This window comes from Aureispira sp. CCB-QB1, assembly GCF_000724545.1.
Lineage (GTDB): Bacteria > Bacteroidota > Bacteroidia > Chitinophagales > Saprospiraceae > Aureispira.
Genome location: NZ_JHBV01000043.1, coordinates 247,055 through 268,387 on the forward strand (window position 1 = coordinate 247,055; position 21,333 = coordinate 268,387).

Below are 21,333 nucleotides of genomic sequence, written 5' to 3' on the forward strand. Positions count from 1 at the left end.
CGGTCTGAAAAACTATTAGTTGTGGTAGTTGGAGTCTTGTGTGAATTTTGCTTTTATCTTTCGTTTGTGTAAATATTGAGTTGCTTGAAATTAACATTAAGATAGCCTATAATTAAATTTAAGCCAATCTATGAACATTACTTTTGTGCTCGAAATGAACAGAAAAACAAGGTCTTAAATAAGTTAACGGATAGTGTGTTGCCCTTAAAAATAGCAAGCACTAGAGTTCTAAATGTAAGACGTTACTGTTTGCAAATCTTTATAAACTAAAATAAGAGACGAATGAAATCTATTTTACCCCTTTTATGCTTATTGATAGCTCAGTTTACGTATGCTCAAAACATATCTGTTACGGAATTAGGGCGTTATACCGATGGTCGAGATGGTGCTTGTGAAATTTCAGCTTATGACTCCACTACTAATCAATTGATTATTACCAATGCCGCTTCGGACTCTATTGATATGGTTGATATAAGCAATCCAAGTATGCCTATGCACATGGGTGGGATTGATGTAACCTTGTATGGTGGCGGTGTGAATTCTGTCGTCAATCTAAACAATGGCTATTTTGCAGCAGCAATTGAGGCTGTTGTTAAACAAGATTCTGGGAAAGTAGTCTTTTTTGATCAAACAGGAGCTTATGTAAATGAGGTTACTGTTGGACACTTGCCAGATATGTTGACAGTCACTAAAGATGGAAACAAAGTATTGGTAGCTTGTGAAGGAGAACCGAACGATGCTTATACAATCGATCCTGAAGGTTCTATTGTTATTATAGATATTAGCGGGGGAGTTGCTGCTGTGAATACTAGCCATGTGAAATTCTTAACGTTCACAGATGCCCCAACAACTATTGCTGGAAGTATTCAAAAACCAGGAACAACGCTTGCAGAAGATTTAGAACCAGAATACATTGCTGTTAACCAAACTTCTACCTTGGCAGCTGTTGCCTGTCAAGAAAACAACGTGTTGATATTAGTAGATTTGACAGCAGATACCATACTGACATATAAAGGACTTGGATTTAAAGATCATAGTGTAGTCGGCAATGGTTTTGATGCAACCAATACAGATGGTATCATTAATATTTTAACTCAAAATGTAAAAGGCGTTTACCAACCAGATGCTATTGCCGCTTACTCTGTAGGTGGGATGACTTATTTCGTTTCTGCTAATGAAGGAGATGGAAGAGATTATGGAGGCTACAGTTCAGAAACAAGAATTAAAAATTTAACATTGGATTCGATGGCTTTTCCAACAGCGAATATACTTCAAGGTGATAATTTTTTAGGACGTTTAAAAACATTTACAGCAGACGTTATTGGTGATACAGATGGCGATGGTGATGTAGATGAATTGTATAGCTATGGAGCGCGTTCATTTTCAATTTGGGATGAAACAGGTAATTTGATTTGGGATAGTGGCGATGCAATTGAGCAATATATTGCTGCCAATCATCCTGCTTTCTTTAATTGTAACGATGGTTTGGCTTCAAAAATGGATAACCGTTCAGATGATAAAGGACCAGAACCGGAAGCTGTTGCGATTGGTAAAATCGGAAATCGATTTTATGCTTTTATTGGCTTAGAACGTCAAGGAGGGATTATGGTTTATGATGTAACGAACCCTAATAGCCCTATATTTGAGGCTTTTATTAATAATTTTGATGCAACATCAGGAACAATGACGGATATCGCACCAGAAGGTTTGGTGTTTGTTCCCGCAGCCGAAAGTCACAATGGTAAAAATATGCTGATTGTTAGCAATGAAGTATCAGGAACAACAACCATTTATGAAATAGTTGATTTGTTATCTTCTGTAATGGTATCTGCGATAGATGCAAAGGGAAGTGTTTATCCTAATCCGACATCGAACGAATTGACGATTGAAATGGATTCTTACAATAAAGAGGTGCAATACTACCTAACCAATACCGTAGGACAACAGATAGAGCAAGGTGTTTTTATGGGGACAACAACCTTATCTTTAGGAAATTTGTCAACAGGTATGTATTATGTAACAATACAAGATGCGACCAACCCATCCAGCGTATGGACGACAAAAGTTGTTAAAAACTAATAGGAATAAATACATTTTAGAATTGAAAATGAGGTAAGTAAAACTCATTTTCAATTCTAAAATATAAATGTCTTATTCCAAATCAATATTGATAGAATTCCCTTGGCTATCAATCATATTAACACTATTAGCTTCGTACTTAAAAGTATGCACGATATAACCATTCGGATCTAACATCTTCTTTAACTTTCCATCCTCATAAATGTAGGTGTTTTTGAGTAATTGGTCTTTCCCGTATTCTTTCCATTCACCCGTTCTAGCATAGGTTTGGGTAACAACACGCTTATTCGGATCAAAAAGGCTAGCCGTATGTGGGCTATGACTGCCTTTTAGTTTAAGCCCTCCATCTTCATAAAATGCTAAGTAATCTCCTTCACGAACCGTTTTCCTATCTTTGACTGTGATGTTGGCAATTCTTGGTTGTGCTTCCAATCCGTACGTGCGATACAAGTTGAAACGTCGGTTTAGTTCGCTCGGAGCAATAGAATATCCAGGTTCGTTCAGCCAAGTAATATATTCATAATGCATGCTGGGAAAGTCTTCTTCCACCAATAAGAAATGGTGCTCATAAGGAAGTTTTAGGCTAAAGAAAGTCGTATCTCTAGTGGTTTCATCAGTAATGATAACATGGGTGCCTTGTTCTTGCAATTGTCCATTTTTGTAATAACGCTTAAATTCACCTTCTTCCAAGCCATTGTTATAAGTAGAAGCATATTTAAGCTGACCATTGTCATAATAATGATTGAATCGACCATGTGGAACGCCATTGTTATAAGAACCTGCTAAATAAGTTTGGTTGGCAATTCTAATTTTCCAAAGACCAGTACGTTGCCCTTGTTCGTTGTAATTACCTGTTTCGATAAAATCACCTTTAGTACCGTAGTTGAATTCTATCCAACGACCCACCTTTTTGCCATTAGAGTAAGCACCACTACCTGCCAGCGTTTCACTAACACCAAAAGTAGGATGTTGCTCTATTTTATAAAAGTCCAAACGACCAGAATTGGTGCCGTTTTCAAAGTTCAAACTTCCTTTGACATGAGTATTAACATCTAAGAAATAATCATAAGCCCAAGTACCAATTCGAACGCCATTTTCATAAAAGCCTTCTGACATAACCTTGTTTAGTTTCAGTCCATTTGCGTGATAGGCACCAGTCGGATTATTTTCATCATAAAGAATCCATTTGCCATGACGAATTCCATCCACCATCAAACCTCGGGCTAAAATACTATTGTTTTTATCATAGTAGAGGCATTCTCCTTGCATTAGGTCGTTGACAAAATTGGCACGAACACTAATATCGGTATGGAAGTTAGTATAAATCCATTCGCCTTGTTTAATACCATTTGTATTGTAGCTACCCTGAACATCAGGTTGGTGGTTTTTACGGCTATATTGGGATACATAAAATTTCCAAGGACCGCTTCTGGTATCATTGATGTATTCGCCTTCTGCATAAACGAGTCCTTGTGCATCTTTTAGTTCCCAGTAACCTGTTTTTTTGCCGTTATCTAGCTTGTTTTGACTATAAATTGGGTTGATTGTAGTAAAAAAAACAAACAAAGCAATTGTATTCAATATTCTCATAACAATTGATTTTAGTGAACTTGTTTAAGAATAAGCAGAACTCAAGTTAGGAATGTGTATTGAGTTTATTTTTAAACAATTTCTGTGATTCATTTAAGTAGGTAACTAGGAGTGTATTAGTTTGTGTGATGATTGATACAACAAGGAAGCCCTAGTGAATTACTTGTGATTGATAGATAGTTATATTATTAAGTACGTGGAATTGTTAAGATTCGTTAATAAGAAAAATGTTAATGAAATGTTAAAAATATTTTTATTCTTACCTCTTTAAAATCTATTTTATTGTTAATGTATCTGTTTATGAAAAGGTAACCTTTGTTTTTTTATAATTGAGAATTATGGATTTTGTTTTTTAATCAATTGTTTCATTTTTATTGGGTTTTGTTTATTTTTTTGTCTTTTAGGAAGTTTTTTATAATCTTTATTTATATTTGTTGAAATAAAAGTTTTAAATTAATAATCTACATTATTATGAAACACTCCATTCTAATGGTAGCTTTGATGTTACTATTTTCCCTTGTTATTTCCTGCTCTAAACAAAAAGAAGCAGAAGAAACCCAAAATCAAATTTCCCAGAACACCATTGAAAGAACTTTTGTATACAACCAGAAAGAATACAAAATCTTGTTCGGCAAAGAGGAGCACTTTATACCAAATGAAGAAAGTGCCTTGTTAGAAAGTTTGGTAGCAGAGCAATCAGATGTTGTTGCCTTTTCGTTTTCAGGTAGAGAGAAGAAGATACATTTATTCAATTCCGAAATGGAAGGTTATAAATATTATGAGGAACATATAGATGAAAAAGTAGGGCGACAGTTCCAAGTTGGGCACGCCACCAACTTATTAAGAGACCAACTAATTGCACGGTATGGGGTAGATATAAATTACAATGATCCTCAAATCTATGCAGAAACGAAAGCAGCAATAGATGCTATTTATAACGAATTTAAAATTGTAGGAACACCGCCTAGAGATGTCGAAGCTTTTATGGGAAAATTGGGAGAAGGTAGAAGTGCAAGTAGAAACAACAACTCTTGGCGACTATGGGAGGACGCAATCCAAAATGGGGAAATGTTTAATCTAGAAACAGAACCCAATGTTTGGTTTTGGATACATGGGGAATGGGATTGCAACTGGACTTATGCTGCTGCAAACTTAGACTGGAATTACAGACAAAGTAATCAGTCTTGGGAAGATTGTATTTCTTCTTATTGTTTTAATTTTCAACCAGGTGCTGATGCAATGGCTTTTGCTGTTTATAAAGATGGTTTCTTTACACAAGGAAATTGTAAAAAACTTGTTACTACAATTAATGAAAGTGATTGGAATAATGGTTATGTTGCTCGTTGTTGGAATGATTTAACAGCGGATCATTTTGGAGGCTTATTTTGTACTACTGTAAATGATAATATATCTTCTTTAAGGATGCAAATAGTGTGGGACGGTTGTCCTGTAGATTTTAATGACTTATAAAAGAAAATAATGAAAAATATCATTTTAATATTACTATTTACTTTTAGTAGTAGTTTTATTTCAGCACAACATAATATTTCTGCTACTGCTGGATGGACAGTTTCTACTTTATATAAAGTGGGGACAAGAGCAGCATTAAATACAAGTTCTTATTACGCTGATTTGTATGAATTTACGCCATTTTATACACTCAATATAAATGTAAAATATGAGTATACCTATAATTTATTTAGGTTGTCAACAGGCTTTTCTTTACTTTCTTTGGGGGCTAATGATTATTTTTTTAAAGGCTTTGAAAATGTTTTTATGTATTTAACCATACCTGTTCTATTGGGTTACAAAAAAAACTTTTCTAAAGAAATATCTTTAGTCATAGAAGGCGGTTCTGAATTTGGGCTAAGTTTAGCAAATGTAGGAAGTGTGATAAATGCTGCAAAAAAAGGACAAACAAGACCCTATATAGGACTTTTGTTTGGCATTGAAGGAAAATACAAAAGATTTAGTTTAGGAGCTAGATTTCACTTAGGTTTGAATGATTTTGAGCAACATACCTTTTCAAGTAAAAATGAAACGATTTATTTCAAACACATAGGTAGCACGATATACTTAGGCTACACGATTTGGGATTCTTCTAAGGTTAAAAAGAAGAAACAAAAGGAGTAGAATGGTTATTGGTAAATTTGATAAATAAAATTCTAGAAAAGTTTCTTTAGCATTGGCTAAAAGGAACTTTTCTGCTTTTTATTCTAAACGATTATTTTTATGAAAGTTAATGCTATCTACTTAGAGTATTTTCTCTAACTTGTTTATTCAATCAATCTGCTTACTTTTTAGTAGACTATTATTATGACAAGCACAAAAGCTAAAAAATAAAATTGGCGTATATGAATTATTACCACGTATCTCATCGAAAACTTAGAGAGGGAACTATTCTTACTCTAGGAGTTTACGGAGAACGAATTCGCAGACATGATTCAATAGAAAAAGAATACGCTACTTATATTAAAGAAGAAATATTTGAAGCAATTCGCGTACATCATTATGCTAGCCTACCATCTAGGTTGAATTGTACTTTTTTATTTGCCGATTTGGCAATCGCTAGAACATTTTATGCCTACAAGAGTTATGTCTATGAAGTAGAGATTGATGAAGGTGTACCTTTATTGGCTGAAATGGATTTGCTCCATTGTGATGGATTGAGTTATGAGAAAATTACAAGCTGTGCGCACAAGTATTGGCAAGGGAAAAAACATCCTAATAGTGGAAGCTTAGAAGTCCTGATAGAAGGAAAGGTAAAAGTCAAAAAAATGGTTCTAGCTCCTTCTAATATTTGGGATTTGTAAAAATAGTAGTAGATTTGAGTCTTAAACGTCTTATCATTTTAATCCTTGAGGTAAAATTATTGGGACAAAGATTGATCTGACGCATTGATTTAGAGGTTGGTCGATATAGATGTGACCTCTTATCTGAAAGAAAACTAAATATTTTGTTGATAACCTATATATGCCCAATTTATCTATAAAAACTTACTAATCCTTTTATAAAAAACTTTCAAACTATGTTATTTCTAGATTTTGAAAAGCCAATTGAGGAACTATACGAACAACTAGCAGAACTAAAGAAAACTGCAGATTTGAACCATGATGTGGATGCATTAAATACTGCTGTTGCTGCATTAGAAAAGAAAATTGTAAGCACTCGAAAAAACATATACAACAATTTAACTGGGTGGCAAAAAGTACAACTTTCTAGACATCCTAAAAGACCTTATACCTTATTTTACATTGAACAAATGTGCTCTCGCTTTGTAGAAATGCATGGAGATCGTTGCTTCAAGGATGATAAAGCAATTGTTGGGGGAATTGGCAAGATTGATAAACATAGTGTTATGATTATTGGTCAACAAAAGGGAGAAGATATCAAGATGCGTCAATATCGTAATTTTGGTATGCCAAACCCAGAAGGATATCGCAAGGCATTGCGTTTGATGAAAACAGCAGAGCGCTTGGATTTACCTGTTATTTGTTTGATTGATACGCCAGGTGCATTTCCTGGAATCGAGGCAGAGGAACGTGGTCAAGCAGAGGCGATTGCTCGCAACTTGTTTGAAATGGCAAAACTTCGTGTGCCAATTATTTGCGTTGTAATTGGAGAAGGTGCTTCTGGAGGTGCTTTGGGAATTGGTGTTGGAAATCGTACTTTTATGATGGAAAATACATGGTATACAGTTATTTCTCCAGAGTCTTGTTCTACGATTCTTTGGCGCAATGTAGAGCACAAGAAAGAAGCTGCTGAAGCTCTAAAATTGACAGGAGCAGATGCGTTAGAATTTGGTATCATTGATGGAATAATTAAAGAACCTGTTGGAGGAGCACATCTACAACCAGAAGAAGCCGCAAAAATATTGAAGCGTCACCTTAAAAAAGAATTGACTGCTTTGAGTGAGTTAACTAAAGATGAATTGGTGCAGTCTCGTATCGAAAAGTATAGCCAAATGGGGCGTGTTACTTACAAAAAGTAGTTGTTAACAATAAATTTTTAAACAAGCATTAATTTTTTTTGTCCTAAATTTGATAAATTAATGCTTGTCTTTTGTTTTAGTAATATAGATAGATTACTAAATTATTAATGGATGATAATCTATAATAAAAAGATCAACACCAATTAATTACATTAAATATTCCCCCGATATGAGCTTGTTAACTGGAATAAAAGAAAATTTGTATCAACGAAAGTTGAAACAATGCGCCAAACAAAATAGACAAAGATCGTCTTGCAATCTTGATACGGCAAAAAATATAGGAATTCTTTTTGATGCTAGCAGTGAGACCGATACACAGACCGTTTTATCATTCAAAAGAGCGTTGCAAACACAACGAAAACAGGTAGCTGTGATGGGATACAAAGATGTAAAGGAACTTAGTGAGGACGAAAAATTTCCCGTTTTTTGCAACAAAGATTTGGGCTTGAGTCAAACGCCCAAAAAACAAGAGGTGCTAGATTTTATTCAACAGCCATTTGATTTGTTGATTGCTTTGCATATCAACAATTGCCAACCTTTGGAGTACATCTCAGCTGCTTCAGCAGCTAAATTTAGAATTGGGCATTATAGAGAAGAGAAGACCGATTTTTATGATTTTATGGTGTATGGCAAAAGTCAAAGTTTAAGAGCCATCATTCAACAGATGGAGACTTATTTAAGAAAGATTCATTAAGTTAAATTATGAGCAAAATATTTACAGGTACAGGAGTAGCTTTGGTCACTCCCTTCAAAAACGGAGTCGTAGATTACGATGGTTTGGAGCGATTGATTAATCATAATATAGATGGTGGGGTAGAGTTTTTAGTGTCCTTAGGAACAACAGGGGAGTCGGTGACATTAAGCGAAACGGAAAAGCACGCTGTACTAGATTTTACAGTCAAAATTGCTGCTGGTAGAGTTGCGATTGTTGCAGGCTTCGGAGGAAATAACACGGCGGCAGTTATTAAAAGTATTCAAAACTACCATTTTAAAGGAATTGATGGGATTTTATCGGCTAGCCCTGCTTATAATAAACCTACTCAAGAAGGAATTTATCAGCATTTTATGGCAATAGCAGCAGTTGCTCCTTGTCCAATTATTTTGTACAATGTTCCAGGTCGTACAGCTTCTAATATGACAGCTGCCACAACCTTGCGCTTGGCAAATGCAAGCGATAAATTTGTCGCAATCAAAGAAGCTTCAGGCAATTTAGCGCAGTGCATGGAAATTGTCAATGGTGCAAAACCAGCGAACTTCTCTGTTTTGTCAGGAGATGATAACTTGACATTACCTATGTTGGCTTGTGGAATGGATGGCTTGATTTCCGTTATTGGAAATGCGTATCCTCAAGGATATTCAGATATGGTTAGAGCAGGTTTGGCTGGAGACTTTCTAAAGGCTAGAAACTTGCATTATTCATTTATGCAATTGGTAGATTTGTTGTTTGTGGATGGCAATCCAGCGGGAATAAAATATGTCTTGCATCAATTGGGTATTTGTGAAGAAGAATTGCGATTGCCATTAGTACCAGCAACTCCTACAACCAAGGAATCCATAGATTCTATCATAACTAAACTAAAGGAATTAGTCTTGGTTTAGATGAAGGAAAAAAACTTATATAAAGACATTAGGCTATATACTTTTTTAGGTATTATAGCCTTTTTATTTGTCCATCATTATGGTGGATATTTTGGTCATTATGGGTTTGATGACATTATGGGCTATGGTTATTATGGCAAGAAATGGGCAGATGGACAATTGTTTTTTTTAAACGAAGACTTTTTTTCTTATCGTTGGGGATTTATTAGCTTGACAGGTTTTTTCTATGCTCTATTTGGTGTTAATGATACGGTTTCAGCTATCCCTGCTTCTTTGGTGTTATTATTAACGGTATTACTAATTTTTAAGGTACTTCAAAAAGAAGTACGACTGGTAGGAGTAATAGCAGCATTGATTTATGTGTTGGATAATTGGACAATGTACTATTCCGATAAAATCATGCCCGATACATCGGTAGCCTTAGCCACGTTTGCTGCATTTGCTTTAATTTGGCATCATCATTTTAAACAACAGACCACCCCATTTAAACATGCCTTAATATTATCCTTGGTGTTAATTTGGGCATACATCACCAAGCAGTCCGTTCTGCTTTTATTTCCTGTCTTTTTTATTTTGTTATTAATAGATGTCGTGCTAAAACGGCACTATAAGTTTTGGTTGTATACGGCTTTTTGTTGTACGGCAATGGGTATTTTATATTTATTCGTTATCTACTTGTTGACAGGAGACCCGCTTGCAAGATTTCATGCTGTTGAGGCAGGTTTAGATGATAATTTGGGAGAAGGGCGTTCGTTTGCTTTTTGCAATTATGCCATACAACCTTGGGGGGTATTGTTGCATCGAATTGGTTATGAGATGATCGAGAAATTTCTTAGAACAGGAATGATGATTAGTCTTATGTTGGCGTTGCCTGCCATTGTTAGCCATCGTTTTCGTGACTTCATCACCTTTAAAAACGAACAATCGTACTGGGCCTTGATTTTAGTGCTGTCGCTGCTGTCATCTAATTTTATGACAACGTCTTACAAAGCGTATTTGCCAATTTGTCCTGATATCCGCCATTTTTTGTTTTTAGTACCAATTGCAGCAGTTGTTGCGGCACCTGCCTTGTACCATTTTGCACAAAAAAAAGAAAGAAAATTTGCATTTTTAATTGTTTCCATACTTGTTTTTTTATTAGCAAAATACAAGGCAATTGGAAACTTTGAATGGGCTTATTTAGGAATAATGGTACTGGTGCTTTTGCGTATTATCTTACCCAATCGAACGATTATTGTAAGTGGCTTTCTACTAGGGATGGGAACAGTGGCGCTAATGCCTATTATTTCTTCTATGCAAACAGCCAATAAACATTCTTATGTAGAACAACGAGCAGTAATTTATGCGTATTTAAAAGATAAGAAAGAACCAACAATTGTTCTTACGAATGTTATACAAAAACACATGGGGCAATATTTATTAGAATATAACGAAGAGGGGCCTGTTCAGTTCTATGATTATTCAGACTTACCTGAGCTAACATTTTCACCCGAAAAAACAGTATATGTATTGGTGAATGGTGCGACTCGTTATATGTCGAATTTTTCTTACGATGATTTGCCTCGTTGTATCAAAGATTGTTACGAAAAAAAGCATCCAGCAAGTATAGAAATAATCTATGAAAGCCCAGAGGTAGCTTTGTACCAGTTAAAAGATCCCAATTTATTACGGGTATCAGAGCACTAAAATACTTCTATAAACGATTTTACCCACATTGTGTTACTACGAGATGTTTTGAGGATCTATTGCCGTTGGATAGCGTTAAAGTCTATGGCAATTTTTAAATATCTATTGCATATCGCTTTGATTTTTTGTATATTGCGAGTCTCTCAAAAGAAAGCTTCCTTTTTAGAGCATTAAAAAAATAATCCCTCGCATATTTTATTATGATCAAATCTTTACTACAAATCATTGTTTGTTTATCAATGGTTTGCTCTTTATCCAGTTGCACTTTAACCAAAATTGTTGTATTCTTTAAACCTAGCATAGAAGACCATCATAAAGTATTTGCTTGTGATACCATATCAGGGTCGGCTATGAACGATTGGGCGACATCATCTATGGAAGCAATGCTGCCAAAGAAGCCTTTGTTTATTAATGCCAATTCCCCTGCTAACATCCCACCAATGGAGCAGTGGATACCCACGGAAGAAAACCTAGAAACGAATAATTTTGATGCTTTTTTAGAAAAGTCAAAAACCACAGCGCTTATTATCATCAAAAATGATTCGGTATTGTATGAACGATATCTGAATGGTGGCGCCAAAAACAAACCCAAAGTTGTATTTTCTGTTACCAAAGCTATTACAGCCACCTTGGCAGCAATTGCAGCAGAAGAAGGCTTGTTATCTTTGGATCAAAAAGTTGCTGATTTTATTCCAGAATTTGGAGACGATGCTCGAAAGAACATAACACTACGTCATTTAATGGGAATGGTTTCGGGACTAAATTGGCATGACTTTGACAATGTGTTGCGTTTGGGAGGATTGTATTATACTGGCAACCAAAAGCGTTTTATCAATCGGGCTGCCAAGGCAAAATATGAACCGAACACTCGTTTTGCGTATAAGTCTTTGTCAACTCAAATTTTGGGTGTTTGTTTAGAAGAGGCAATCGGACAAAGCTTAGCAAGCTATTTGGAAGCAAAAATATGGCGACCCGTGGGAATGCAGTACGATGCAATGGTTACGCTAGATAGTAAAAAACATCGAAACCCAAGAACATTTGGTGGAATGGCATTGGCGGCACCTGATATGGCTCGTTTTGGAAAATTGATGTTAAACGATGGTGTTTGGGAGGGGCAGCAGATTGTACCCAAGTGGTTTGTAGATGAATTAAAACATCGAGATATGAATCGTTGGTTTGGATACTCTAATTGCTACTGGCGGAATGGATATGAGGAATTAGGATTTGAAAACAACGATCAATACTGGGCAGCAGGGTACAATGGTCAATATATTTTTGTCGCTCCTAAAGATAACATTATCATGGTGCGAACAGGAGCAGAAGAAAAGAACCATTGGTCTCTTTTATTGGGAAGGTTGTCTGTTTTGTTGGCGCATGGACGTACAGACTTAACAGATGCATCCTTAGATTTTGGAGAGCAGTTTGCAGGAACTTATGTCAATGAAGCTGGAGCAGAAATGACATTGGATTTGTTGCCAACTCTAGACCAATACAAGAGACGAAAATGGTTGTGGAAAAGAGATACAAAGCTTTTTAAGGAAGGAAAAAAACGGAAAGAATTAACGCAATTGGACGGCATTAGTTTGGGATACAAAAAAGGAGGAAAACAAACTCGGATGTACTATGATGTCAAAGACGGAAAGGTATTAGGTTTTTATTATAATTCTTGGCCAGCTGTAAATTTAATGTACTTCAAAAAAGTAAAGTAAACGCTATTTTTTGAATAAAAGGCATTGTTTGACGAATTAGAAAATATTAGAATTAAGGTAGGTGTTGTTTCTATTATTACTCCATTAGGAAATCGTATTAATCTTTTTAACGACTAGTAAGAAGAACTCTATTCAATTTTATCAGATATAGAAAAGTATAGCCATTAGTAGCCTTTTTACTACTACATAAGAATTACGTTGCCAAATTATGAAAAATAGTTGGGTTAGCTGAACAAAATGTGTTTTTGGCTGTTCTATAATCATGTGATAGGCTAAGCTTTGTTGTTTTAGCCTAAATACAACAATTTCCAAATACATTTACAAGTTTATAGTTCTACTTAAAAGTTACTCTCGTAATAAATAACAATACGCTGAAATAGCAACACATTTAGGGGAAAACGCCCCAATAAAGCTAAATTCAATCAATGTTTATTTATTAGAGAACAACTACTTATACCCAATAGAAAACAATTCTAACAAAATATATGCATAAGGCAAGTACAAGGCGCAGAAAAGCATACTGGATGGCATTTAAAGTAGGTTTTAGCTACTTTTGGCTCTATTTAGTATCCAAAATTAGAGGAAAGGAGTACTGGTATTCTCGTATTAGAGAAAAAAACAGGAAGAATGCTGAACGCATAAAAGATATGATGTTGGAACTTCAAGGTTTATTCATCAAAGCTGGTCAATTAATCTCCACCTTGTCCAATGTTTTGCCAGAAGAGTTTAGAGCACCGTTAGAGCAATTACAAGATAATGTTCCTCCTCATTCTTTTGAAACGATCAATAGAGCGGTTATGAAAGAACTAGGGAAGCCTATTGATGAACTCTTTACTCGTTTTGATGAAGTCCCTCTAGCGGCAGCTTCTATTGGGCAGGCACATCGAGCTATGTTAGGGGATAAAGAAGTAGTTGTAAAAGTGCAACACCCTGAAGTAGATGAGTTAGCGCATATGGATTTGACAATCATTAAACGGATTGTTAAGATGTTCTCGAAATTTATGAAAATAAAGGGAATGAAGCATCTATACGAGCAAGTGGAGGAAATGGTAGAGGATGAGCTTGATTACTGTAAGGAGGCGGAATCTATGCAAATTATTAAGGAGAATGTAAAACACGAAAAAGGTATTTATGTTCCTGAGGTCTACACCGAATATAGTTCAAAGAAAATTTTGACAATTGAATACTGCGAAGGGGTTAAAATTAGTGATGTGGATCAGTTGTTGACGTGGAATTTAGATTTGCACCAATTAACCGAATGTTTGGTGCGAGTTTTTTGTCATATGATTTTGGTGGATGGATTTTATCATGCAGATGCACATCCAGGAAATTTACTAGTGAATAAAGAAGGGCAAATTATTTTATTGGATTTTGGAGCAGTATCTAGATTGAGTCCTAAAATGAAACGAGGCATTCCGATCTTAATACAAAATATGATTCAACAGGATGCAGGCGAAATGGTTAAATCTTTGCGTCAATTAGGTTTTATTGCGAATGGTGAAGCGACAGCTAGAGTCGTTCGAAAATTGATTGACGATATTCAAGATTTTATTGAGAATGAGCTGGAAATGGAAAGCTTGAATATTCAGGATATTTCGGAAGATCAATTAAGGCAAGCACTCAAATTAGTTAATATTCGCGAGTTGGCTCGTATCGTACAAATTCCTAAGGAATGGGTTTTGTTGAATCGTGCAGTGGTATTGGTTGGAGGCGTTGTTTATTTGTTGGATCCAGATTGGAATCCTGTCCATACCTTAAAACCTTATCTTGAGCGTGAGTTGATTGGTGGGAAAAGTGGTATGGCTAAAATGGCTTTGAATATTGTAAAACGGCAAGTAACGGCAGCAGCAACTTTACCCGTTGAAGTTCAGAAAATTATCAAGAAAGCCAATCAAGGTAAAATTACCATTGATGTTCGAAATATCAAAGAAGGTTTTAGCCGAATGCAAATGATAGGACAACAAATAGTATGGTTAATTGCTTTTTTAGCGGCTATTTATTTTTACGTATTACTAGATAGTACCAATGCCTATCCTTATTTAACGATGTTTTTCCAAGTCTTTGGATTTGCCTCATTTTTTAGCTTTTGGCTAACGCTTTTGAGAACACCGAAATAGTAAAGCACTTGAGTTGGATGAATAGATAAAAAATAATTTACAAACCATAGCTGATAAGTTAACATCTTAGAATGCATATTATACCAAATTGAGAGGGTATAATATGCATTTTTTTATTATCTTGTGACCTATTTTGACATGAACTAAGGATTTATAAAATTCAAGAAACACTTAAAAAGAAATAGATGTAGAATTTTGTGTTGTTTAGCTTTTTATCAACACCAATTTTCTTTCGTATTGGGTAGGGAACTACTACTACATGGTATTCTATTTTATACAATCCTATTTGTTCCATCAATCATACACTTGTTTCATAGATATCTACTTGTTACTACAATTCAGCAACCTATATGAGTTTTCTTAAGTTATTCCTTTCTTTAACAATCACGATAGCATTTATTTGGGCATTGGGATCTGCTCGTCAAACAGGAGAGCCAGAAAAAAGCACTAAAGATAAAGATGGCAACCTTATGGTTGTAGCAAGCACTGAGCAATTTATTCCGCCAATAGGCAAATTATTGAGTCCTTCTCATGGTTTTTGGCAAAATGCAGAGGGAAAAACACCTGCTTTGAAAACTACAATTTATCACGAAACACTTTCTGCGCCTGTTCAGGTCAAGTACGATGATAGAATGGTGCCGCATATATTTGCAGCGAACATAGAGGATGCAACTTTTGCGCAAGGTTATGTGACCGCTTCTTTGCGATTGTGGCAAATGGAATTACAAACACATGCCGCAGCTGGTCGGTTGGCAGAAATTTTGGGAACGACCGAACATTTCCGCAAAATTTTGATCAAAAAAGATATTGAAACTCGTCGTTTGGGATTGCCATTAGGTGCTCGACGTTCTGTTGAGCTTTGGTCTAAAGAACCTGAAAAATACAAGGCCTTAAATAGTTACTCAGATGGAGTCAATGCTTATATCAACTCACTTTCTTATGATGATTTGCCTTTGTTTTATAAGCTGCAAAATTATAAGCCAGAGCCTTGGACGCCTCTCAAAACAGCCTTGTTGTTAAAAAATATGGGGCGAATGTTGACAGAGCGAGACCATGATTTTGAGTTGACCAATGTCTTAAAAGAAATTGGCTTGGAGCAATTTAATAATTTATATGCAGAGTATTTTGAAGAGCAATCGCCTATTATTCTGGATTCTATGAATTATGTGAAGCCTGTTGTAATAGATGAGACAAATCCAATTAGTTTGTATTTGGGAGAATTGGGGATGGATAGCTTAACAAGGGCTTTTTCACCTAAAGGAATAGGAAGTAACAACTGGGCTGTATCTGGTGCAAAAACGGTTTCGGGGAATCCTATCCTTTGCAACGATCCTCATTTAAAACTAAACTTGCCTTCAATTTGGTTTGAAATTCAATTAAGTACCCCAGAGTTTAATAGTTATGGGGCTTCTTTGCCTGGAGCTCCTGGAGTAATCTCTGGCTTTAATGAAAATATTGCTTGGGGAGTTACCAACGTTAGCCATGACGTAAAAGATTGGTATGCAATTCAATGGAAAGACGAGACCAAATCAGAATATTGGTTTGACAGTACTTATAAGAAATCTAGTATTATTGTTGAGGAAATAAAGGTTCGAGATGCTCCTTCGGTTTTTGACACCATCTATATGACTCATTTTGGTCCAGTGGCGCATAGTGTCGGAAATCAAGATTTTGTATTGAGATGGACGTTGCACGATCCTTCTACGGAGCCACTTACATTTTTGAAATTAGTAAAGAGTAAAAATTACAACGATTATAAAGATGCCATCCGTCATTTTGCCTGTCCTGCTCAAAATATTGTGTTTGCTGCTAAAAATGGAGATATAGCACTTTGGACACAAGGAAAATTGCCATTACGCAAAGAAATGCAAGGACGTTTTGTGCAACAAGGAACAAGCTCCAAGGAGTTGTGGCCTGGTTTTATTCCTCAAAAAGATATTCCACACGAATACAATCCTGCCAAGAATTTTGTTGCTTCTGCGAATCAACATTCTGTCAATCCTGCGTTATATCCTTATGACTATTATGGTTATTTTGAAGAGTATCGAGGACGCTATTTGAATCGGCGTTTAGCGGAAATGGATAGCATTACGGTAGAAGATATGATGGCCTTGCAGTACGATGCTTACAGTGTCAAAGCCGAAGATTTTATGGACTTGTTGAAGTTGCATATTCAAAAAGGGGCGTTAAATAAAGACGAGTTAGAGGTTTGGCACCAACTAAAAGATTGGGATTATAAATACACCAAAGATCAAATAGAACCTACAATTTTTGAAATGTGGTTCGATACTTTGGAGTATCTGGTGTATGATGAAATTATAGCGTTGAAAAAGGAAAAGGCTGATAAGCAGGAGATTGTATTGCCAGAGGAATATAATTTATTACATTTGTTGAAACGAGATACAGCAAATATCGTAATAGATATAGTAGCAACAGACCAACGAGAGTATATAGCCGATGTCTTCACATTAGCTTTTCAAAAAATGTGTAAGGCTGTTCCAAGAGATAGCAGTACTGGAGCAATTCTTAAATGGAAGGAGCAAAGAGGATCTATTGTTCAGCATTTATCAACGTTAAAAGCGTTTAGTGTTGACGATATACCTTCAGATGGTCATGGTTCTACATTAAATGCTTTGAATAAACGCCCTGGACCTTCTTGGAGAATGGTGGTGGAGTTAGGAGATGAAATTAATGCATATGGTATTTATCCTGGAGGACAGTCCGAAAACCCTGGAAGTTATTATTATAAAAATATGTTAGACAAATGGTCTAAAGGAGAGCATTATAAATTGCTCTTTATGAAAACACCAGATGATGCACCTGAGCGCATTATTTTTGCACAAGAATTTCAATAAAATAATGTCTATTGTATCATTTTGGTTGTAACCAATAGTTGTCAAAAAATATACAATTAAATGCAAAGAAGAAATAGTTTATACGCTTTGATAACTGCTATAGGGCTGATGGCTTGGGTAGCAGCAGGAAGCTATTTGTTCTCTGAGAATTGTTGTGGTACAAGCGTAGATAGTTATAATGGCGCTCTTGGAGGCACAATGTTGATTGAAGATGGAAATGCTTTTCGTCTCGAAACTCAAAAAACGATACTTTTTCCTGAAAATAGTGCGAAACCAATCCTTTATCAAGAAGTTAGCGAACAGTTGATGGAAGTGGTGCGTTACGTCAAATCTAATCCTATCAAAAAGGTGACGATTAGAGGTCTTTTTACAGAGAATGAATCTGGTGGTGCCCAATTGGGGCGAGAACGGGCAGAAGCAATTCGGCAACAATTATTTGTCAATTCCGAAACGCCAGCATATCAAATTGCCGTAGAAGCTGGGCTGCGAAAAAATTTATTGGTAGATGTTGACAATAAAATGGTTTTTGGAGCTATAGAGTTTCTTTTTACTTGTATGGCGCCTTTTAAGGTAGAGGATATAGCAACAAAGTTCAAAATAGAGGCAGATAATAACTTTGTTTTTAATTATGCTAGTGTTGACTTTTTGCTAAGCCTACCGCCTGCTATGGAGGATGTGCTAAAGCAACTAGTTGCTTACCTAAAAGAAAATCCTCAACGTCAACTAATATTGACAGGATACAATCATCCAGACGAAGGGAATGGTACCGTATTTGAAAATTTGGGATGGGCAAGAGCAAACAAAATGCGAAGCTTATTGGTGCAATTGGGGGCTGATGCTCGGCAAGTTGCTATCAAAGGTGTAGCAGACGAACGATTGGCGGTGTTTAATTCGGCACTTTATAATAAGTTTTTACCCAATGCAATGGGATTTGAGTTGGATGTGCTGCAACCGACACGTGCGAAACAATATGACCGAAAATATGCCAAAATTGAAAAAGAACTAAAGGAAATGCAGGTTTTTCGTTTCAAAGATTTTGGTCAAAAAACAAACAAAATTATCATGAATGATAAGCTAAAAGCTTACATGAATGATTTAATTTTGTATATTAGTATGAACAAAAAGGCCAAAATTTATTGTGTTGGTCATAGTAATCCATCTAAAACAAAAGAGGAAAGTGCTGTTAATGGCAGCCAAAGAGCGGAGTATGTTCGTGGCTTCTTGAAAAAGCATGGTATACTAGAAGATCGTATAGAAACAACCACTGCTGGGGATTCGCATCCTCTAGGAGAGGAGAATACAAAATATGGCCAACAAATTAATAGAAGGGTAGACTTGTTTATTTCTTATGATGGAAGTCAACCTAAACTATATGCTTTGCCACCTTTGGAAACAGAGAAAAAAAAGAATCTAGTTAAAAAAACAAAGAAAAAAAACTCTGTTGATTCGGTCGCAAAAAGAACGATAAATACACCAAAAATAGATTCGCTTAAGTAAATAACTTGTTAGAACCACATAAGAGCAAGTTATGGAATCTTAAAATTTTAAGTTTCTTCTAAAAGAAATATTGAATGACCAAACTAATTGTATACGTAATATGTCTTGTTGGATAATGGTTTTGGGATTTATGCTTGGAGCAGCTGTAATGGGATATATGTTAGCGTGGTTCTTGCAACCAGTTAACAATCATGCCTCTGCTAAGCCTGTTTCAGCTCCTGGTGGAGATGGAAATGCTGCTGAGAATGCTGCCGCTGCTGAAAAAGCAAAACGAGATTTAGAAAAAATGAAAAAGCGATACGATGAGCTTTATAATAGTAAACTGGATGTCGATACGGCTTTGGTTGCTGCTGAAAGTACGCTAGATGGTCTCAAAATGGATTACGAACGTCTGGAACGGGATATGTCTGGAAATAACAACAGGCATAAGGAGTTGCAGATGGATTTTGACAATTATAAAGACAAGAAAGAAAATGAAATCAAAGAACTCCGTATCAAAACTAAAAAAGCAAATGATGGTTATGAAACGGTGAAGTTCCAATTGGCAAAGTCGAATCGTATCAATGAAAAATTACAGGAAAGCTTATCTCAATTAAAAGAAGAAAATGCTAAGCTCTCGACAGAATTGGAAGAGGCAAACGAGGAAATGGAAGTGGTTAATGCTTCCATGGCAGAACTAAAAACGGATTATAAAGAATTAAAAGATAAAGCAACTACTTACAACGAGCGTTTGACCGAATGGCAGGAGAAGTACCAAAATCTAAATCTCTCTTATGAGGAGTCTGAACAAGAAAAAACGGAATTGGCAAAAGCTTATGAAAGTTATCAAATTAGTACAGGTTCTGAAATAGAGAAACTGAGCGGTCACCTCAAATCTCTCCAATCTCAACTGGAACAATCTACACAATATACAAACGAATATGCAGAGGCATATTCTAATCTAGAATCGAATCACCAACAATTGACCGCTGAACTGGAAGCGCAACGAAAAGCAGCAGCAGAAGAGTTGGCGCAGATTCAAGAGCATTTTAAAGATTTAGAAAATGATTATAGTTCGATTCAAAAAAGAGAGCAATTACTAGATGAACGATTTAGTTCTCTTCAAGAAAAACATTCTGATTTAGAAGATGCTTATCACAATACGGTAGAAGAAAAACAAAACTTAGAGGTTGCCTACAAAGAATACAAACAATCGACTATTGAGAAATATTCTGAATTGGAGAAGGATGCTAAAACTTGGGTGGATCGTTTAGAAGCTTCAACGGCGGAAATGTCTCAACATAAAGAAAAAGCAGCTGAACTAGAAGAAAATAAAAAACAGCTGATGTTGGAGCTGGAAAAGACTCGAAAACGTTATGAAAAAGAACTGTCTTTGTCTGGCGGTGAAATGGATGCTTTGAATGATGCGTTTGAAGATTTAAAAGAGCGTTATTTTCAAGTAAACAAAGAACTTTCATCGACTCGACTAGAAAAAGAGCGAATCAACTACCAACATGAAAATTTTCAGGAGCAAGTCATGAGCGAATTGGAACTGGTGCGCAAAGAAAATAAGAAGCTAAACAAAGTTTTGTTGGAGATAAAGTCAGAAAAACGTTCTTTGGAGTTTTCTAAAAATGAATTGTTAGCTAGAATTCAAACTTTAGAAGAGATGGGAGGAGGGGCTACTCCTGATCAAGCTAAATTGATTAAGGTAATTAATCGATTGAAGAAAAACGCTCAAGCTCAAGAAGAGCAGCTAAAACAATTTGAACAAGAGAAGTTGGCTTATCAAGAAAAAATAGAAACCTTGGAACAACAACTTCAAGAACACAGTAATTCTAATACAGTACAGCAGTTGATGGATCAACAGAAAAAAGATAACCTAAAGGCTATCGAAGGGTTGACAATGACAGCAGCAGAAATATTAAACGATTTTGGTATTTATACTTATTCAGAATTAGCGAATCTTTCGGACGAAAATAGAGCTTTGCTGCATCAAGTTGTAGAGGCTTCTACCGACCGTATTGATCAGTGGGTTTTAGAAGCTAAAGAACTAGCTGCCAAAGAGGCATAGTGCCTATTTTGTAAATAGTAGAACAATTTGCTAAGAATTATGTGCTTTAGCAAATTATGAATAGCCATCTCGATTTTTGAGGATGGCTTTTTTAGTGCGTTAAGTAAGAGGTCAGAAAAAATAAGAAGGCTGTTTGACTTGTTATCTTTTTGAACGA

The 21,333-nt window shown here is 35.7% G+C and carries 14 protein-coding genes; 13 read left to right on the forward strand and 1 reads right to left on the reverse strand.

Features of this window, described 5'->3' with window-relative positions; genetic code table 11:
- Positions 1 to 282 precede the first annotated feature (282 nt).
- On the forward strand, positions 283 to 2,079 hold the full coding sequence (locus CG11_RS24080) for a choice-of-anchor I family protein (RefSeq protein ID WP_052599414.1): 1,797 nt from the start codon (positions 283 to 285) through the stop codon (positions 2,077 to 2,079).
- A gap of 72 nt (positions 2,080 to 2,151) precedes the next feature.
- Here CG11_RS24080 and CG11_RS24085 read toward each other — a convergent pair whose 3' ends face one another.
- Entirely contained in the window at positions 2,152 to 3,669 is a 1,518-nt protein-coding gene (locus tag CG11_RS24085; protein WP_052599415.1) for a toxin-antitoxin system YwqK family antitoxin, read from the reverse strand.
- Positions 3,670 to 4,140: 471 nt separating this feature from the next.
- Between CG11_RS24085 and CG11_RS24090 the strand changes: the two genes are divergently transcribed.
- The 12 genes from CG11_RS24090 to CG11_RS24150 all read left to right on the forward strand — a co-directional run bounded on the left by CG11_RS24090 (position 4,141) and on the right by CG11_RS24150 (position 21,176).
- Positions 4,141 to 5,139 carry a hypothetical protein gene (locus tag CG11_RS24090; RefSeq protein ID WP_052599416.1) on the forward strand — a complete coding sequence of 333 codons (999 nt, stop codon included), beginning with the start codon at positions 4,141 to 4,143 and terminating at the stop codon, positions 5,137 to 5,139.
- A 9-nt stretch (positions 5,140 to 5,148) separates the two neighbouring features.
- On the forward strand, positions 5,149 to 5,802 hold the full coding sequence (locus CG11_RS24095; protein WP_052599417.1) for a hypothetical protein: 654 nt from the start codon (positions 5,149 to 5,151) through the stop codon (positions 5,800 to 5,802).
- Positions 5,803 to 6,023: 221 nt separating this feature from the next.
- A complete protein-coding gene (locus CG11_RS24100) occupies positions 6,024 to 6,482 on the forward strand; it encodes a hypothetical protein (RefSeq protein ID WP_052599418.1) in 459 nt (152 codons plus the stop codon).
- A 215-nt stretch (positions 6,483 to 6,697) separates the two neighbouring features.
- Positions 6,698 to 7,660 (forward strand): acetyl-CoA carboxylase carboxyltransferase subunit alpha, encoded by a 963-nt coding sequence (locus tag CG11_RS24105; protein ID WP_052599419.1) that lies wholly within the window; start codon positions 6,698 to 6,700, stop codon positions 7,658 to 7,660.
- A 169-nt stretch (positions 7,661 to 7,829) separates the two neighbouring features.
- Positions 7,830 to 8,354: a hypothetical protein gene (locus CG11_RS24110; RefSeq protein ID WP_052599420.1), complete on the forward strand. Its 525-nt coding sequence runs from the start codon at positions 7,830 to 7,832 to the stop codon at positions 8,352 to 8,354.
- Positions 8,355 to 8,362: 8 nt separating this feature from the next.
- Positions 8,363 to 9,259 carry a 4-hydroxy-tetrahydrodipicolinate synthase gene (dapA, locus tag CG11_RS24115; protein ID WP_052599421.1) on the forward strand — a complete coding sequence of 299 codons (897 nt, stop codon included), beginning with the start codon at positions 8,363 to 8,365 and terminating at the stop codon, positions 9,257 to 9,259.
- Complete coding sequence (locus CG11_RS24120; RefSeq protein WP_052599422.1) at positions 9,260 to 10,945, forward strand: hypothetical protein; 1,686 nt, start codon at positions 9,260 to 9,262, stop codon at positions 10,943 to 10,945.
- Between the two features lie 200 nt (positions 10,946 to 11,145).
- Positions 11,146 to 12,654: a serine hydrolase gene (locus tag CG11_RS24130; protein WP_081909638.1), complete on the forward strand. Its 1,509-nt coding sequence runs from the start codon at positions 11,146 to 11,148 to the stop codon at positions 12,652 to 12,654.
- A 524-nt stretch (positions 12,655 to 13,178) separates the two neighbouring features.
- Positions 13,179 to 14,771, forward strand: coding sequence for an AarF/ABC1/UbiB kinase family protein (locus tag CG11_RS24135; protein ID WP_052599425.1), 1,593 nt, complete (start codon positions 13,179 to 13,181; stop codon positions 14,769 to 14,771).
- A gap of 350 nt (positions 14,772 to 15,121) precedes the next feature.
- Positions 15,122 to 17,626, forward strand: coding sequence for a penicillin acylase family protein (locus tag CG11_RS24140; protein ID WP_052599426.1), 2,505 nt, complete (start codon positions 15,122 to 15,124; stop codon positions 17,624 to 17,626).
- Positions 17,627 to 17,686: 60 nt separating this feature from the next.
- On the forward strand, positions 17,687 to 19,123 hold the full coding sequence (locus CG11_RS24145; RefSeq protein WP_052599427.1) for an OmpA family protein: 1,437 nt from the start codon (positions 17,687 to 17,689) through the stop codon (positions 19,121 to 19,123).
- A 100-nt stretch (positions 19,124 to 19,223) separates the two neighbouring features.
- Entirely contained in the window at positions 19,224 to 21,176 is a 1,953-nt protein-coding gene (locus tag CG11_RS24150) for a hypothetical protein (protein WP_156039882.1), read from the forward strand.
- Positions 21,177 to 21,333: the final 157 nt, after the last annotated feature.